The organism is Luteimonas sp. MC1828, from assembly GCF_016461615.1.
In the GTDB taxonomy this organism is placed as follows: Bacteria; Pseudomonadota; Gammaproteobacteria; order Xanthomonadales; family Xanthomonadaceae; genus Luteimonas.
In genome coordinates, this window is record NZ_JAEMNY010000002.1 from 736,977 (window position 1) to 753,005 (window position 16,029).

The 16,029-nt window shown below is 71.3% G+C and carries 14 protein-coding genes; 4 read left to right on the forward strand and 10 right to left on the reverse strand.

Annotated features, from left to right (window positions below):
- Window position 1 precedes the first annotated feature (1 nt).
- The 5 genes from JHB91_RS13230 to JHB91_RS13250 form a co-directional block, all read right to left on the reverse strand.
- The gene (locus tag JHB91_RS13230) at window positions 2-1,303 is read right to left on the reverse strand and encodes a peptidylprolyl isomerase (RefSeq protein ID WP_199473192.1); all 1,302 of its coding nucleotides are present in this window, start codon (window positions 1,301-1,303) and stop codon (window positions 2-4) included.
- Window positions 1,300-3,717 carry an LPS assembly protein LptD gene (gene lptD / locus JHB91_RS13235; RefSeq protein ID WP_199373321.1) on the reverse strand — a complete coding sequence of 806 codons (2,418 nt, stop codon included), beginning with the start codon at window positions 3,715-3,717 and terminating at the stop codon, window positions 1,300-1,302. The genes JHB91_RS13230 and lptD overlap by 4 nt, the downstream gene beginning before the upstream one ends.
- A 120-nt stretch (window positions 3,718-3,837) precedes the next feature.
- On the reverse strand, window positions 3,838-4,758 hold the full coding sequence (locus tag JHB91_RS13240; RefSeq protein WP_199473258.1) for a histone deacetylase family protein: 921 nt from the start codon (window positions 4,756-4,758) through the stop codon (window positions 3,838-3,840).
- Window positions 4,759-4,811: 53 nt separating this feature from the next.
- Window positions 4,812-5,366, reverse strand: a complete 555-nt coding sequence (locus JHB91_RS13245; RefSeq protein ID WP_199473193.1) for a cob(I)yrinic acid a,c-diamide adenosyltransferase — start codon at window positions 5,364-5,366, stop codon at window positions 4,812-4,814.
- 4 nt (window positions 5,367-5,370) lie between these two features.
- Window positions 5,371-5,973, reverse strand: coding sequence for a hypothetical protein (locus tag JHB91_RS13250; protein WP_199473194.1), 603 nt, complete (start codon window positions 5,971-5,973; stop codon window positions 5,371-5,373).
- An 81-nt stretch (window positions 5,974-6,054) separates the two neighbouring features.
- Between JHB91_RS13250 and ubiH the strand changes: the two genes are divergently transcribed.
- Together ubiH and JHB91_RS13260 are read left to right on the forward strand one after the other, a co-directional pair.
- Window positions 6,055-7,272 carry a 2-octaprenyl-6-methoxyphenyl hydroxylase gene (gene ubiH / locus JHB91_RS13255; protein ID WP_199473195.1) on the forward strand — a complete coding sequence of 406 codons (1,218 nt, stop codon included), beginning with the start codon at window positions 6,055-6,057 and terminating at the stop codon, window positions 7,270-7,272.
- Window positions 7,272-8,465, forward strand: a complete 1,194-nt coding sequence (locus JHB91_RS13260) for an FAD-dependent oxidoreductase (RefSeq protein ID WP_199473196.1) — start codon at window positions 7,272-7,274, stop codon at window positions 8,463-8,465. The genes ubiH and JHB91_RS13260 overlap by 1 nt, the downstream gene beginning before the upstream one ends.
- A 27-nt stretch (window positions 8,466-8,492) precedes the next feature.
- Here JHB91_RS13260 and JHB91_RS13265 read toward each other — a convergent pair whose 3' ends face one another.
- From JHB91_RS13265 to JHB91_RS13285, 5 genes are all read right to left on the reverse strand, one after another.
- Window positions 8,493-8,843 carry a hypothetical protein gene (locus tag JHB91_RS13265; RefSeq protein WP_199473197.1) on the reverse strand — a complete coding sequence of 117 codons (351 nt, stop codon included), beginning with the start codon at window positions 8,841-8,843 and terminating at the stop codon, window positions 8,493-8,495.
- A gap of 98 nt (window positions 8,844-8,941) precedes the next feature.
- Entirely contained in the window at window positions 8,942-10,030 is a 1,089-nt protein-coding gene (rlmM, locus tag JHB91_RS13270) for a 23S rRNA (cytidine(2498)-2'-O)-methyltransferase RlmM (RefSeq protein ID WP_199473198.1), read from the reverse strand.
- A 34-nt stretch (window positions 10,031-10,064) separates the two neighbouring features.
- The gene (locus tag JHB91_RS13275) at window positions 10,065-10,640 is read right to left on the reverse strand and encodes a nucleoside deaminase (protein ID WP_199373315.1); all 576 of its coding nucleotides are present in this window, start codon (window positions 10,638-10,640) and stop codon (window positions 10,065-10,067) included.
- On the reverse strand, window positions 10,640-11,056 hold the full coding sequence (locus tag JHB91_RS13280; protein WP_199473199.1) for a hypothetical protein: 417 nt from the start codon (window positions 11,054-11,056) through the stop codon (window positions 10,640-10,642). The genes JHB91_RS13275 and JHB91_RS13280 overlap by 1 nt, the downstream gene beginning before the upstream one ends.
- Before the next feature lie 84 nt (window positions 11,057-11,140).
- Window positions 11,141-12,895: a glutamine--tRNA ligase/YqeY domain fusion protein gene (locus tag JHB91_RS13285; protein ID WP_199473200.1), complete on the reverse strand. Its 1,755-nt coding sequence runs from the start codon at window positions 12,893-12,895 to the stop codon at window positions 11,141-11,143.
- A gap of 203 nt (window positions 12,896-13,098) precedes the next feature.
- Between JHB91_RS13285 and JHB91_RS13290 the strand changes: the two genes are divergently transcribed.
- On the forward strand, window positions 13,099-15,297 hold the full coding sequence (locus JHB91_RS13290) for a GGDEF domain-containing protein (protein ID WP_199473201.1): 2,199 nt from the start codon (window positions 13,099-13,101) through the stop codon (window positions 15,295-15,297).
- A gap of 70 nt (window positions 15,298-15,367) precedes the next feature.
- Window positions 15,368-16,018: a peptide-methionine (S)-S-oxide reductase MsrA gene (gene msrA, locus JHB91_RS13295; protein WP_199473202.1), complete on the forward strand. Its 651-nt coding sequence runs from the start codon at window positions 15,368-15,370 to the stop codon at window positions 16,016-16,018.
- The last annotated feature ends 11 nt before the right edge of the window (window positions 16,019-16,029 follow it).

Here is a 16,029-nt window from a genome sequence, read left to right on the forward strand (position 1 = left end):
ATCAGTCGCCGTTGGCGCCGGAGACGCCGGCCGTGCGGATGTCGACGTAGGCTTCGCCGCGCAGCTCGCGCAGGTAGCGGTTCCATTCGTCTTCGAGCTTGCGCTGGCCGATGGTCTCGCGGACCTGGGCGCGGCGGTTTTCCTCGCCGACGTTGGCCTGGCGCGTACCCTGGCGCTGCACCACATGCCAGCCCGCCTGGGTACGGAACGGCGCGGAAACCTCGCCATCGGCCAGTCCAGCCACCTGGGCGCCGAAGTCAGGACCGAACTGGTCCTGCATGAACCAGCCGAGGTCGCCACCCTTGTCACCGGTGAAGCGGTCTTCGGAGTCCTCGCGGGCCACCGTCGCGAAATCGGCGCCACCCGCGATGCGCGCGCGCAGCGTGTCGATGCGGGCTTTGCCGGCGGCGTCGCTGCTGCGCACCAGGATGTGGCGCGCCTGGTACTGGGTCACGGTCTGCGCGTCAGCGGCGGCGGCGCTGCGGGTGTCGACCAGCTGCAGCAGCTGGAAGCCGCTCGGTCCGCGGAACGGCCCAAGCACCTGGCCGCGCTGCATGGTGGCGATGGAGCCGCTGAACGCGGTCGGGATCTCGTCGCTGCTGCGCCAGCCCAGGTCACCGCCCTCGAGGGCATTGGGGCTGTCCGAATAACGCACCGCCGCGGCCTGGAAATCCATTTCGCCGCGGTCCAGCAGGCCCTTCACGCCGTCCGCCTTCTGCTGCGCGGTGGCGATCTGTTCCGGGGTGGCGCCGTTGGGGAGCGCGACCAGGATGTGGGCCAGGCGGTACTGGGTGCCGCTGGCCTGGGTGGCCAGCGCGGCGTCGACTTCGCCTTCGCTGACGGTGATCCGGCTCTGCGCGAAACGCTGGCGCATGCGCTGGATCATCAGCTCCTCGCCGAGCGAGCGACGGAAGTCGCTGAAGCTCAGGCCGTCGCCCGCCAGCTGCTGTCGCAGCTGGTCCGGGGTCAGGTTGTTCTGCTTCGCGATACCACCGATCGCGGCGTCGATTTCCTCATCGGACACGCGCACGCCGCTCTCCTGGGCGCGAGCGGTCTGCAGGCGCACCAGGATCAGGCGCTCCAGCACCTGGCGCCGCAGCACTTCCGCCGGCGGCAGTTGCTCGGGGCGGTCGCCGTACTGGGACAGGATGTTGGCCGTCGCCAGCGCGAGTTCGCTCTCGAGAATCACGTCCTCGTTGACGACCGCGGCGATGCCGTCAAGCGGCTGGATGTCCTGCGCCATGGAAGGCAGGCCAAAGGCGGCCAAGGCGAGGGCGAGGCTCGGAATCAGGATGTTTTTCATGGGGTCGCGTCGAGGGATGGGTCGTTGCCTGGGCCACTGCGGACTTCGGCAGGAGGCACCAGGTACAGGTCCTCGCGGTAGTAGCCGAGGATAGCACGGCGCAGACGGCTGGCCGTGTCGGGGCCGGCGGAGCCGAGGCCCTTGAATTCGAGTTCGAACTGGATCGCGTCGTTCATCTCGCCGACGCGGTTGCGGACATAGCGGCGCGCGACTAGGCGCGCGGCCATGCAGCAGCTGTCCCACTGCACGCCGGCGATGCCCTCGAGCAGCTGCTTGTCGAGCAGGGAATAGTAGTAGCGGCCCACCAGGCTCCACGACTTGTTGATCGGGTACAGGAACGACATGTCGACCTGCTCGAGCAGGTCGAGCTGGTTGGCGGCGTTTCGGCGGTAGCGATAGGCAAGGTTGACCACGCCGTCGTCGCCCATCAGGTAGCGGGTGCGTACGCTGGCCAGGTCCTCCTGCCGGGTGGCCGGGTTCCAGTGGTAGGTGGCGCCGATGCTCCAGCGGTCGTTGATGGCGTAGTTGCCGTCGGCGATCCAGGCCGACTTGCCCTCGCGGATGACCGGCGAGGTCGCCTCGAGGCCGACCCGCGAGTCCTCGAAGTAGCGGATCTGGCCGATGCTGGCCGAGAGCTTCTCAACGCCCGATTCGGACTCGATCAGGCGGGTGGTCAGCGCCAGGGTGAGCTGGTTGGAATCGGCCTGGCGGTCGGCGCCGGTGAAGCGGTTGTCGCGGAACAGCTGGCCCCAGCCGAACGACGTGAACTGGGTATCGAACAGCGGCAGGTTGGACTGGTCGCGGTAGGGCGCGTTGACGTAATAGAGGCGCGGTTCGAGGGTCTGCAGGTAGGTGTCGCCGCGGAACAGCGTCTCGCGGTCGAAGAACATGCCCGCGTCAACGGTGGTGATCGGCAGGTTGCGCGAGGGCGAGGCGTCGGGGCTCCTGCCATTTACGCGGGCGAGCTCCTGCGCCAACGCATCCTCGAGCGCATAGGCGGTATAGCGCCAGGCGACGGTCGGCTTGATGAACCAGCTGGCGCCCTCGAGCGGCATGGAGAGGTAGGGCCGCACGTCGATGCGGCTTCCGCCCGGCCGGGCGGTGCTGTCCGCGTGCGCGAAGCGCGTGGCGTCGGCGGTGAGCCCGGCGACCAGCCAGTCGCCGAAGGAGTCTTCCCAGTTGACGTACGCGCGCGGCAGGCGGTGGTAGGGAAGGTTGGCTTCGGCCAGCGTCCAGTCACCCAGTTGCCAGTAGTCGGCCATCACCCCGGCATCCCACGAGCGGCCTCTGCCATAGACGCCGACGTCGCTCTTGACGGAGAAGTTGGTCATGCCGTTCAACGCGTTGCTGGAGTCTTCCAGGTAGCGCGGATCGCTGGCCCACGCCAGGTTGGTCCGCGCCTGCCAGTGCGGGCCCATGTTCTGGTAGCCGTTGAACCGGAACATGCCGCGGTCTTCCTTGCGGAAGTTCTCTTCAGGGTAGGGCGACGCAATCTCGTCGGCGCGCCCGTCCCTGGTCAGCTTGTCGGAAGGCAGAACGTCGAGCTCCAGCACGCCGCCGCCGCCATTGATGAGGTAGCGGAACTCGGTGCCGAGCTGCAGTCCGCGATTGGTCATCAGCCGCGGCTCGAGCGTCATGTCGTAGTTGGGCGCGAGGTTCAGGTAGATCGGCTGCCGCCAGTCGAAGCCGTTGCGGCTGGAATAGGAAATGGCGGGGTAGAGCAGGCCGGTGTGGCGACGGTTGTCGGTGGGGAAGGCGAAGATCGGCACGTACAGCACGGGCACTTTGCCCACCCGCAGCGTGGCGTTGCGTGCGATGCCCTGGCCTTTCTCGTTGTCGATGTCGATGCGGCCGGCGCGCAGCTCCCACCACCGGTCGTCCGGTGGACAGGTCGAATAGGTGGAGCCGTACAGCGAGCCCTGCGAGCCTTTCATCTCGATGCGCTCGGCGCCGCCGTTGCCGCGGCGGTCGGTCAGCTGGTAGCGGACATCGTCGACGCGGTGGGTGTCGGCTTCCTGGTCGCCCTCGAGGCGCTCGGCGACCATCCGCATGCCGGAGTCCTGGTAGCGCACGCTGCCGGTGGCGACATAGGTCGATGTCTCGTTTTCAAACTGCAGGCCGTCCGCCCCGAGGAACTGGTCGCCGCGGCGCAGCGTGACGTTGCCCTTGCAGGCGACGTTCTCGCCGTCGATGCCGCTCATGTCGTCGCAGGCGATGTCGGTCGGCTGCGAGGCACGGTCTTCGATCGAGCCGACCGCGGGTTGCGCATCGGCGAACGCCGGCACCGAATCGTCGACCGGACACAGGCCCCAATCGGGTTCGGGTTCATCCGCTGCCCGCGCATCCGGGATGTGCGTCGCCAGTGCGCAGGCAATGCACAGCGACAACGGGAGCAGTCGGAGGGGTTTGTGCACGCGTTCATCCGGGCGAAAGGGCGGCGGCTAGCTTGCCGCATCGCCCGTGCAGCGGCAATGCGCGCCGGGTGAACGCAGGACGGCCCGCGTGCAGGGCGGCGCCCGGCGTGAACGCGGCGTTCAGCGGGGCGACGCTGCCGCCAGCGCCGCGACGTGGGCGACGCTGCACTCGGCGAGCGCCGCCAGGTCGTAGCCGCCTTCCAGCACCGAGACCATGCGGCCGTCGGCATGGCGCCCGGCGATCGCGCCAAGCTCGCCGGTGATCCAGGCGAAGTCGTCGGCTTCGAGCTCGATGTGTGCCATCGGGTCGGCGCGATGGCCGTCGAAGCCTGCGGACAGCAGCAGCAGTTGCGGCGCGAAGGCATCGATCGCCGGCAACAGCTGCTCGCGCCAGGCCTCGCGGAAGCGATGGCTGCCGGTGCCGGCCCGCAACGCCGCGTTGCGCACGTTGCCGGCGCCACGTTCACGCGGGTCGCCGGTCTCGGGGAACAGCGGCATCTCGTGCGAGCTGCTGTAGTGCACGCGCGGCTCCTCCGCGAAGATCGCCTGCGTGCCATTGCCGTGGTGCACGTCGAAATCGACGATCGCGACGCGCGACAGGCCGTGGCGCTCCAGCGCGTGCGCGGCGCCGACGGCGACGTTGTTGAACAGGCAGAAGCCCATCGCATGCAGTTCTGTGGCGTGGTGGCCGGGAGGGCGTACCGCGCAGAATGCGCTGTGCGAGATGCCGGCCATCACGTGGTCCACGGCCGCGACCACGGCACCGGCGGCGCGCAGCGCGGCCTCGGGCGAGTCCGGCGACAGCACGGTGTCGGGATCGAGCTGCACCAGCCGGTCGGGCGCCTCGAGGACCGCCTGCAGCAGGATCGGGTCGTGCACGCGCAGCAGTTGCCCGCGCGTGGCGCGGGGCGCTTCCAGCCAGTCCAGACCGGGGACGTGGTCGCGCAGGGCGGTGATCACCGCACCCAGCCGCTGCGGGCTTTCGGCGTGTCCGGGACCGGTGTCGTGCGCGAAGCACGCGGCGTGGGTGAAGACCGGCAGGCCGGTCGCGCTCAAGGCGCGGACTCCAGCGCGGGTGCGCGGCCAGCCATCGCTCAGGCGTTGCGGCGCTCGTGCCGCCAGATGACCTCGCCATGGCCGCTCTCGCGCGCCAGCACGCGCGCCAGCACAAACAGCAGGTCGGAGAGGCGGTTGAGGTAGCGCACCGGCTGCGCCCGGATGTCCTCGACCCGCGACAGCGCCACCGTGCAGCGTTCCGCGCGGCGCACCACGGTGCGTGCGATGTGGCAGCGTGCCGCCGCATCGCCGCCGCCGGGCAGGATGAAATCCTTGAGCGGCGGCAAGGGCGCGTTGTACTGGTCGAGGTGCTGCTCGAGGCGGGTGACGTCGTCATCGCTGATGGCCGCGTGCCCCGGGATGCAGAGCTCGCCGCCGAGGTCGAACAGCTGGTGCTGTACCGACGTCAGCAGCTCGCGCATCGGCTCCGGGATCTCGCTGGCCAGCAGCAGCCCGATCGTGGAGTTGGCCTCGTCGACCGTGCCATAGGCCTCGACGCGGAGCGAATCCTTGCCGGTGCGGCTGCCGTCGCCGAGTCCCGTGCTGCCGTCGTCGCCGGTACGGGTGTAGATCTTCGACAGGCGGTTGCCCATGGCGTCAGCGGCGCTTGTCGCGCGCCGGCGCGCTCACGGCACCGTGGCGCGAGATGGCTTCGGCCACCACCTGCGCGATCGCCGCAAGCGCGACGAACATCGCCGTGGCGCTCAGGTAGGGCAGGAACCAGTGGCCGTAGTTGAGTGCCCAGCCGGCGAACGTCGGCTCGGCAACCGCGTTGGACAGCCAGTAGAAACCGCCCTGCGCCAGCAGGTGGCAGGTTGCGGTGGCCAGCACCACGGCGGCGGCGAGGCGGCCGAGCGCGGCCACGCTGGCACCACCGTAGCCGCGGCGCAGCCATGCACCGGCAGCCCACATGGCCGCGTGCGCCGGCAGCAGCATCCAGTAGCCGGCCGACACGCAGTAGTGGCTCCAGAACGACATGCCCTGGCCGGTGATCACCGCCCAGTCGATCGCCACGGCGAGGGCCAGCAGGCCCGGCAGCACCAGGCGCGACCAGCTGCGCAGGTAGAAGCCGGCGATCAGGAACACCGCCCAGGACGCATCCGGCACCGGAGTGAAGTGGTTGAACACATGGCTGCGGGTCGCCGCCATCAGCAGCACGAGCAGTGACAGGATGATGGCGCGTTGCAGGGTGGTGTTCATGGCGCTGGGAGCTCCGGCACGGACTTCGAGGTGGCGGCCATTCTAGCGAACTGGCGGCACGAGGGGCCGTATCATGCCCGCATGAGCGCAACCCACGACGTGGTGATCATCGGCGGCGGCCTGGTCGGCGCCAGCCTTGCAATCGCACTGGAAACCACCGGGCTCGATGTCGCGCTGGTCGAGGCAGCGCCCGCGGCGGCGATGCCTGCGGTGTTCGACGAGCGCAACCTGAGCTTTGCCGAGGCGACCGTGAACGCCCTGGCGCACCTTGGCGTGATGACGCGCCTGCGCGCGCCCACCGGCGCCATCGAGCGCATCCATGTCAGCCGGCGCGGCGATTTCGGCCGCATTCGCCTCGCCGCGGCCGATTACGGCCGCGCGTGTTTCGGCCAGGTGGTCGTGGCCCGGGACTTCGGCGAGGCGCTGGAAGCGCGGCTGGGCGACGTGGCCGGGCTCACGCGCCATCGCGGAACGCGCTTCACTGCGCTGGGCGTTGCCGCCGACGGCGTGCGCGAAGTGCATGTGGAGGGCGGTGCCGCGTCCGTGCTGCGCGCGCGCCTGGTGGTCGCCGCCGATGGCATGCGCAGCGGCGTGCGCGCCGCGCTCGGGATCGACGCCGGTGAGCATGACTATGGCCAGGTGCTGCTGGTGGCGCGGCTGCGCGCGTCGCGCGCGCCGGACGGCACCGCCTACGAGCGCCTCGGCGACGACGGCCCGACAGCCCTGCTGCCGCGCGGCGATCGCGCCTGGGGCCTGGTGCACGGCGTGGCGATTGCGGACGCCGCGCGCGTGCAGGCACTCGATGAGCCCGCTTTCCTCGCCCACGTCCAGGATGCGTTCGGCTGGCGGGTCGGCCGCCTGCTCGAGGCCGGACCGCGCAGCGCCTACCCGGCGGTCGCGGTCACCGCCGCGGAAACCGTGGCGGCGCGCGCGGTGCTGGTCGGCAACGCCGCACAGAGCCTGCACCCGATCGGTGCGCAGGGATTCAACCTCGGCCTGCGCGATGCCATGACGCTGGCCGAGCTGCTGGCAACGCAGGCCGCCGCGGGCGCCGATCCGGGCGACCCCGCGCTGCTGGCCGCCTACGCGGCGCGCCGCGCCGAGGACCGCAGCCGCACGCTGGCGTTCTCGCACGGATTCGCGCGGTTGACGTCCAATCCCGCGCCCGGCGTGACGCTGCTGCGCAGCCTGGGCCTGATGGCACTCGATGCCGTGCCGGCGCTGCAGGCGGGACTGGTCGGCGGCGCCATGGGCTATCGCGGCGACGTGCCTGCCGCGTGCCGCGCGGAGGCGGGCTGATGCGCCGCGGCCAGGTCGATGCCGTGGTGGTCGGCGGCGGCGTGGTCGGTGCCGCGACAGCGCTTGCGCTGGCGCAACAGGATCTTTCAGTGGTGCTGGTCGAGGGCCGCGCGCCCGCGCCCTGGTCCGCCGACGCCCCGGACCTGCGCGTCTACGCGTTCGCGCCCGACAACGCCGCGCTGTTCGAGACGCTTGGCGCCTGGGACGCGGTCGCCGGCTGCAACGGTGCGCCCTCGACGCGCCTGCAGCCGTACCGGCGCATGCGGGTGTGGGACGCCGCCGGCGGCGGCGAGCTGATGTTCGACGCCGACGCCTACGGGCGCCGCGAACTGGGCTGGATCGTCGAGAACGCGCTGCTGGTCGACCGCCTGTGGGCGCGCCTGGCAGCCGCGGGCGTGGAACTGCGCTGTCCCGCCCGCGTCGAGACCCTCGAGCAGGACGACGCTGGCGTGCAGCTGCGCCTTGACGACGGCCGCCGCGTTTCCGCGCGCGTCGCGATCGCGGCCGACGGCGCCGCATCCACCCTGCGCGGGCTGGCCGGCATCGCCGTCGACGGCCGTGATTACGGACAATCCGGCGTGGTCGGTTACGTGCGCACGGAAGAGGCGCATGAAGCGACCGCCTGGCAGCGCTTCCTGCCGGGCGGGCCGCTGGCGTTCCTGCCCTGCGCCGACGGCAGCTCTTCGATTGTCTGGTCGCAGCCCACCGCCGCGGCGCAGGCTGCGCTGGCGATGGATGACGACGCGTTCGGCCACGCACTCACGCAGGCCTTCGATGCCCGGCTCGGCCGCGCGATGCCATGTTCGCGACGGGTCGCATTCCCGCTGCGCATGCAGCTCGCACGCAGTTATGTCGCCGGCCGCGTGCTGCTGGTGGGTGATGCCGCGCATGCCGTGCATCCGCTGGCCGGGCAAGGCGTCAATCTGGGCCTGCGCGATGTCGCCGCGCTGCGCGAGTCCATTGCAGGCGCACGCACGCGCAAGCAGGACTGGGCCACGCCGCAGCGGCTCGCGCGCTGGGCACGCGCGCGCCGCAGCGAAGACACGCTGGCCGCACGCGCGTTCGACGGCATCAACCGGGCCTTCACCAGCGCGTCGCTTCCGGCGACGCTGCTGCGCGGACCGCTGCTCGGCATGGCCGGGCGCATGCCGCTGCTGTCCTCCGCGCTCTGGCGGCACGCCGCCGGGACCTGAGCGGCCCGCCGCGTGGCTTCGTGCGGGTTATCGCATCCAACCCTTCAGTTCGTGGCTGTCGAGCACGCCGTCGCCATTGGCATCCACGGCGCGGAACTCGGCGGTCAGGGTGGCATTGGTGCGGGCTTCGCGGCGCGTCAGCTTGCCGTCGGCGTTCGCGTCGAGCGCCGCCATGTCGATCCGGTACTCGCCGATCACGGAATCGGGCAGCCGGCTGCTGATCGTCACCGGCGCTTCGGCGGGCTGGGTCGATGTGACCGTGCCGGTGACCGGCGCCTGCGTGGGCGTGTCCAGGGAGGATTGCGCCGGCACGCTGCCGCTGGCGGCGAATGCACCCAGCGCGGCGAGCACCAGGCTGGTCGGGGTGCGTGGCTTCATCTTCGGGTCTCCAGGCTGCTGGTCAGCGGACACTAGCGGCCACGCCATGACGTCGGCGTAGGGAATCGTCGACTGTCCGCTGAATACCGCGCGCGTCTTCAGCTGCCGGACGGCATCGCGATGACCGTGATCTCTTCGCGATCGTGGTACAGCTGCCGTGCGCGCACGGTCAGCGGCCGTCCCGCCTCGCGCGCGAACAGGTCCAGGCACAGCGTGGTTTCGAGCCAGCGCTTCTTCATGGGCAGCTTCAGGTTGAACACCGCCTGCCGGCACCAGCCCTCGCGGAACCAGGTCGCCATCCGCGAGGCGACCCGGCGCGGCTGCTCGACCATGTCGCACACCATCCAGTCCAGCGGGCGCGGCGGCTGCCAGCGGAAGCCGTCCTCGCGCAGGTGGGTCACGCGTCCGGTATCCATCACATGCTCGCGCAGCGGGCCGTTGTCGATCGCCATCACCTGCAGGCCTTCGCGCAGCAGCACCCAGGTCCAGCCGCCCGGCGCGGCGCCGAGGTCGGCGGCGTGCATGCCGGGTTTCAGCAGGCGCGCGCGCTCGGCGTCGTCCAGCATCGACATGAACGCTTCTTCGAGCTTCAGCGCCGAGCGCGAGGGCGCATCGCGGTGCAGGCGTAGCCGCGGCACGCCGTTCGGCCAGGGCGAGGAGTCGCGGCTGTCGCTGCATGCCAGCAGCAGGTGGTCGCCGGCGAGCAGGCAGACGTGCAGGCGCGGGCGGCGCGGGTCGTCGCTTGCAGCCAGCAGCCCGGCCTTGCGCAACGCCGGGCGCAGCGCATTGCCGAACGCGCGCGCCAGGCCCGAGAGTGGACCGGCGGCATCGCTGTCGGGGTGCTCCACCAGCAGGGTGCCGTACGGCGCCTGGCCCGCGGCGGCGGGTGGCCCCGCCACGGATGCGGACTGCAGCGCCGCGATGATCGGCGCGATGCGGTCCCTCGGGTCGAGCGCGGGCAGGTCGGCGAGCAGCTGCAGCTTCTGCCTCGCGAACACCAGGTCGCGCCACGGCAGCGCGCGCGACAGCGCATGCGCGTCGCCACCGGGCACGAGGAAGCGCACGTAGCCGCTGTCGCGATCGGTGACGGCGTAGCCGGCGTGGCCGGCAGCCGCGGCGCGCTCGCCCAGTTCGGCGGCGAGTTCGGGTTCGAAACCCGCCCGGCAATAGCAGAGCAGGCCACTCATGCCGCCACGGCCCGCGGCATGGGCGGCGACGGCATCAGTAGCGCCGGCCGCCGGCCTGGCCATAGGCGGCGAGCACGGCGCGGGCGTCATCGCGGCGCACGTCGCGTGCAACTTCGATCCCGCGGCGCGCGAGCTCGCCGATCCAGTCGGCGGGCAGCGGGCCTTCGTCGAATTCGGTGAGCGCGTGCACGTCCTCGGCGCGCGCGCCGATCAGCAGGCGGTCCACGCCCGCCCACACCGTCGCGCCGTAGCACTGGCAGCACGGCTGCGCCGAAGTGGCGAGGGTGTAGGGGCCGTCATGGCGTCCGTCCGCGTCCTGGTTGAGGCGCGGCCGCTGCAGGCGCTGCTGGGCCAGCATGTAGGCCATGTTCTCGGCGTGCGCGAGCGAGGTGCTCTGCGGCAGCACCACGTTGACGCCGGCGGCGACCACGCGGTCGGTCGGGCCGAAGACCACGGCGCCGAACGGGCCGCCGGTTTCGGCGGCGACGTTGCGACCCGCCAGTTCGATCGCAAGCCCGACCTTGTCTTCGTCGGTGGCGTAGGCGCGCGCGGTATCGACCGCGTCATGGACCCACGCCGGCAGCGTGAGGTGGACCTGGGCGTAGAGCATCAGCGTGCCACCGCCGCGGAGGCCGAGGCTTCGCAGGTGTTGGCGACGCAGCTGCAGGCTTCGATCTCGCGAAAGCCACAGGTGCCCATCACGCCATTGGCGGCGCAGGCGGCCTGGACCGCGGCCGGGTCGGGCTTGGCGTCCTTGTTGACGCAGGCCGGGCGGTAGCCGCAGCAGCTGCCGACGTCCTTCACGGTGCAGTCGGTGTCGACCTTGCAGCTGCGGTCGAGGACCGACACGCCGGCCACGGTGCCCGGGCGCTGGCGCGGCACGGATTCCACCGGTTGTTCCGCGGTTGTCGGTGGTCCGACGTCGTTGCCGGCGTTCGACTGCGGCGCCGCACAGGCGGCCAGCAGCAGCGGGGCGAGCAGCAGGGAAAGCAGGGACAACAGCGTGCGGGGTTCGATCCGGCGCATGTGGGGCTCCTTGGCGGAATGAGGCGCGGGCGATGGTAGCCGCGCCGCGGTGGCGCCGCCGTGCAGGCCGGCGCGCGGATCGGATCAGGCCTTGGCGGCCCAGGTGTCGCGCAGGGTCACGCTGCGGTTGAACACCGGCGCGTCGGCGCGGTGGTCGCGGCGGTCGGCGACGAAGTAGCCGATGCGCTCGAACTGCAGCGACTGTTCCGGCGCGGCGTCGGCCGCGGCTGGCTCCACCCAACCCTGCACGGTGCGTCGCGAGTCCGGATTGATGCGGTCGCGGTAGCCCAGGCCGTCGCTCTCGTCGTCCGGGTCGGCCACCGCGAACAGGCGGTCGTACAGGCGGATCTCGGCGGCGATCGCGCGGCTGGCATCGACCCAGTGGATCGTGCCCTTGACCTTGCGGTTGGCGCCTTCCATGCCCGGACGCGACTCCGGGTCGAGCGTGCAGCGCAGTTCGACGACGTTGCCGTCGGCGTCCTTGACCACCTCGTCGCAGCGGATGATGCCCGCGCCGCGCAGCCGCACCTCGCCACCCGACACCAGGCGCTTCCAGCCTTTGGGCGGCACTTCGGCGAAGTCGTCCTGCTCGATCCACAGCACGCGCGAGAACGGCACCGCGCGCGTGCCCAGCGCTTCGTCCTTGGGGTGGTTCGGGAACAGCAGCTGCTCGGCGTGATCGTCTGGCAGGTTGGTGAGCGTGAGCTTCAGCGGGTCCACCACGGCCATGCGCCGCTCGGCGCCGGTGTCCAGGTCGTCGCGCAGGCACCCCTCGAGCACCGAGTAGTCGATCACCGAGTTCTGCTTGCTGATGCCCACGCGGTCCACCAGCAGGCGCAGCGCGGCCGGCGTGTAGCCGCGGCGGCGCAGGCCCTGCAGGGTGGGCATGCGCGGATCGTCCCAGCCGTCCACCAGGCCCTCGGTGACCAGCTGCGTCAGCTTGCGCTTGCTCATCACCGTGTAGTTGATGTTGAGGCGCGAGAACTCGATCTGGCGCGGTTTTGCGGCCTCGATCGGCAGGCCCTTCGCCGCCAGCGGCGCCAGCAGCTCCGGGTTGCCGGCGAGGTCGACGCGGTCCACGCACCAGTCGTACAGCGGGCGGTGGTCCTCGAACTCCAGCGTGCACAGCGAATGGGTGATGCCTTCGACGGCGTCGCCCAAGGCGTGCGCGAAGTCGTACATCGGGTAGATCGGCCAATCCGCGCCGGTGTTCTGGTGCTCGACGTGCTTGATGCGGTACAGCGCCGGGTCGCGCAGGTTGATGTTGCCGCTGGCCATGTCGATCTTCGCGCGCAGCGTGCGCGCGCCGTCGGCGAATTCGCCCGCGCGCATGCGCCGGAACAGGTCCAGGTTCTCATCCACGCCGCGCTCGCGGAACGGCGAGTTGCGGCCGCCTTCGGTGAGCGAGCCGCGGTAGCTGCGCACGTCTTCGGCGCTCAGGTCGCAGACGAAGGCGTCGCCCTGGCGGATGAGCTTTTCTGCCGCCAGGTAGAAGACCTCGAAGTAGTCCGACGCATGGCGCAGGCTGGCCCATTCGAAGCCCAGCCAGCGCACGTCGTCCTGGATCGCGCGCACGAACTCGGGGTCTTCCTTGGCCGGGTTGGTGTCGTCGAAGCGCAGGTTGCAGCGGCCGCCGAACTCCCCGGCGATGCCGAAGTCCAGGCAGATCGCCTTGGCGTGGCCGATGTGCAGGTAGCCGTTGGGCTCCGGCGGAAAGCGTGTGCGGATCGCCTGGTGACGGCCCGCCGCCAGGTCCTGGCGCACGATCTGGCGGATGAAGTCCTGCTTCTCGGCGGGCGCTGCGGGCGCGGTGGCGGACGGGTCTGCGGGTAGGCTCATGTGGCGATGGACGCTGCCGGCGCGGGCTGCGCCACGGGCCGCGAAGTGTAGCCGAGCGGCGCCCGCCGGAGCAGATGGCATGCCGCTTGCTTGTATGTTTGGCATTGGTTCGGGGGGGGGGCGGCTATGGATAGCGGAATCCCGGTTGGTGCGTGGGCTCCGCGCCGCGCAGGACGGGCGCGCGGTTCCGGCGGGTGCGCCTGATGGCGTCCCGCTGGCGGCTCGCGCTGCTCCACGACTGGGCCTTCGCCGCCGGCGTCGCCCTGCTGCTGGCGTTGCTGGTGGCAGCCAGTTCGGACGCGTTCCGCGGCGGCCTTGACGGGCTTGCCGTGACGCTGGGCGAGCCGCAGGGCGCGGGACGCGCGGGCGCGGCCGCGGACATCCTGGTCCTGCCGGCGCGGCGCACCGGGCTGACCGTGGTCCCCCTGCGCGTCGCATTTCCCGATGAGGCCGGCGATGGTCCCCCCTGGGTCGTCTGGGTGGGCAGGGGCGCCGTGGATGCGATCTGGCTGGAAGGTGCGGGCTGGCAAAGCGCGCGCAGCGACTTCTTCGCGCCGGGGGCCGACGATGGCACGCTGCCGTCCGGCTACATGTTTCCCCTTCGCGGGGACCTGGGCAACGACGCCAGCATCGCCCTGCACGTGGTCGGCAGCGAGCGAGGGGTGATGCGCGTGCGCCTGGTGCGCGCGGACGCGGCGATGCGCATCGCCCAGCTCGGCTCTGCGATCAGTGCGTCGATCTATGCCGCGCTGTTCGTCCTGGCCCTGTTGACGCTGTCGCTGTACGGCGCGGTCCGCGATCGCGCCTTCCTGCAGTTCTTCGCGGCGGCCGTGCTTGCCCTCCTGGCGTCGGCAGCCGACAACGGGCACCTGTACGCGCTGCCGGTGTTCGGCGCCGCGTCGGCCTGGCGCGGGGACGGGATCCGCGTGCTCGGGCTGCTGTTCCTGGCTGCGGTGCTGCCGCTGCTGCAGCGCTACGCCGGTACCGCCCTGGCCATGCCGCGGCTGTCGCGGCTGGCAGATCGCCATGTGTGGGCGCTCTTTGCCCTTGCCGCGGTGTGCCTGATGCGCGTCGAGGCGTTCGGCGGCGTGCTGCCGGGCGTGGCGCTGGTCGCGCAGCTGGGCGCGGCGACGCTGGGCCTGGCGATGCTGGTGGATGCGGGGCGGCGGCGGGTGCCGATGGCCTGGTCGCTGGTGCTGCTGTTCGCGCTGGTCGCGGTGGCGTCGCTGGTGATCGAATTCGTGGCCCACGGCCGCTGGCTGGACCCGGTGTGGCTGCGCTATGGCGGACAGCTGGTGCTTGCGTTCGCCGCCGCCGTGCTGGCGGTCGGCCTGGTGAGCCGGGTGGGCCAGTATCGGGACCAGCGCGACCGCGACCGCATCGCCCGCGCCGAGTCGGAAACGCGGATGCGGCGCGAAGCCGCGCGCGCCGACCTCAATGCCGCCCTGCAGACGGCGCTGCGTGGCGTGCCCGATACCGATCTTGCGTGGACCGCGTACCGCCTCTTGCTGGAGCATCTGGTGCCGCAGGTGCCGGTCGCCTTTGCGGCGGTGCTGTCGCGCGGCCACGGCGGGCGCGACATCGACATCGTCGTTCCCCAGGCCAGCAAGGCGGCGGTGGATGCGATCGTGTCCGGCCGGCTGCTGCCGCTGAAGCGCCAGGCCGCCAACGGCATTCCGCTGCAGCAGCCGGTCACGGTCGAAGGACAGCACGGGGTGGTGGCGATGGAAGCGGTCCTGCCGCTCGCCATCCGCGCGCCCGCCTGGGGCGTGCTGCTGCTGCAGCGCACCGGCGGCGACTCGTTCAATGCGGCCGAGCTGGCGCTGGCCGGCGAGTTCGCGCGCGCGACCCAGGTGGGCATCGAGCACGCGCGCGCGGCCGTCGCCTTGCAGCGCTCGGCCGAGCTGGATGCGCTGACCGGCACCTTCAACCGGCGCACGATCGACCAGTGGCTCGGTCGCGGCGTCGCCGAGTCCGTGCGCAGCGGCCAGCCGATCTCGGTCCTGTTCATCGACCTCGACCGCTTCAAGGCGATCAATGACCGCCATGGCCACGGCTGTGGCGATGCCTGCCTGCGCGCGGTGTCGAAAGTCCTGCACTCGACACTTACCGAAGGCGACCTGCTCGGGCGCTACGGCGGCGAGGAGTTCATCGTCGTGCTGCCCGGTCGCGGGGGCGCCGCGGCACGCGCGATCGGCGAGGAGATGCGCCTTGCGGTGGAGTGCCTGGTGTTCGAATGGGAAGGCCAGCGCGTACAGCTGACCGCCAGCGTCGGCGTGGCCACGCGCCTGTCGGACGAGGATCTGCCGGCCTCGCTGGTCGAGCGCGCAGACAAGGCGGTGTACGCGGCCAAGCACGGCGGCCGCAACAGCGTGCACGTGGCGCCGGCGGTGTTCAGCTAGGCCATTGCCGCGCCTTGATCGCGCGGCGCGGCGCGCCGATCATGGCCGCGACGTCGATATGGAGCGGGACATGCTTGGAGTCGGTTCGTGGAAGCAGCGGATGCCGACGGCGGGGCAGGCGTTGCCGGGTCGCGATACGCCGCTGCCGCTGCACAACATCCACCACGTGCACGGCCGTCCGCTGCGTGGCCCATTCGAAGGGTTGGGGCGCGTCGCATTCGGGATGGGTTGCTTCTGGGGCGCGGAACGCCTGTTCTGGACGCTGCCGGGCGTGGAGACCACCGCGGTCGGCTATGCCGGCGGGCTGACGCCCAACCCGACCTACCGCGAGGTCTGCAGTGGCGAGACCGGACACGCCGAGGTGGTGATGGTGGTGCATGACCCGGCGGTGGTGTCGTTCGCGCAGCTGCTGGCGCGCTTCTGGGAAGGCCACGACCCCACCCAGGGCATGCGCCAGGGCAACGACATCGGCACCCAGTACCGCTCGGTGATCCATTGCGAAACCGCGGCGCAGCATGCGCAGGCGCTGGCCAGCCGCGACGCCTACCAGCAACGGCTGGCTGCGGCGGGGCTGGGCGCCATCACCACTGAAATCGTGTACCCCGCGCCGGTGTTCCATTACGCCGAAGACGAACACCAGCAGTACCTGTCCAAGCATCCCGCGGGCTACTGCGGCATCGGTGGCACCGGGGTGTCCTGCCCGGTCGGCGTCGGCGCCTGACGGCGCGGGCG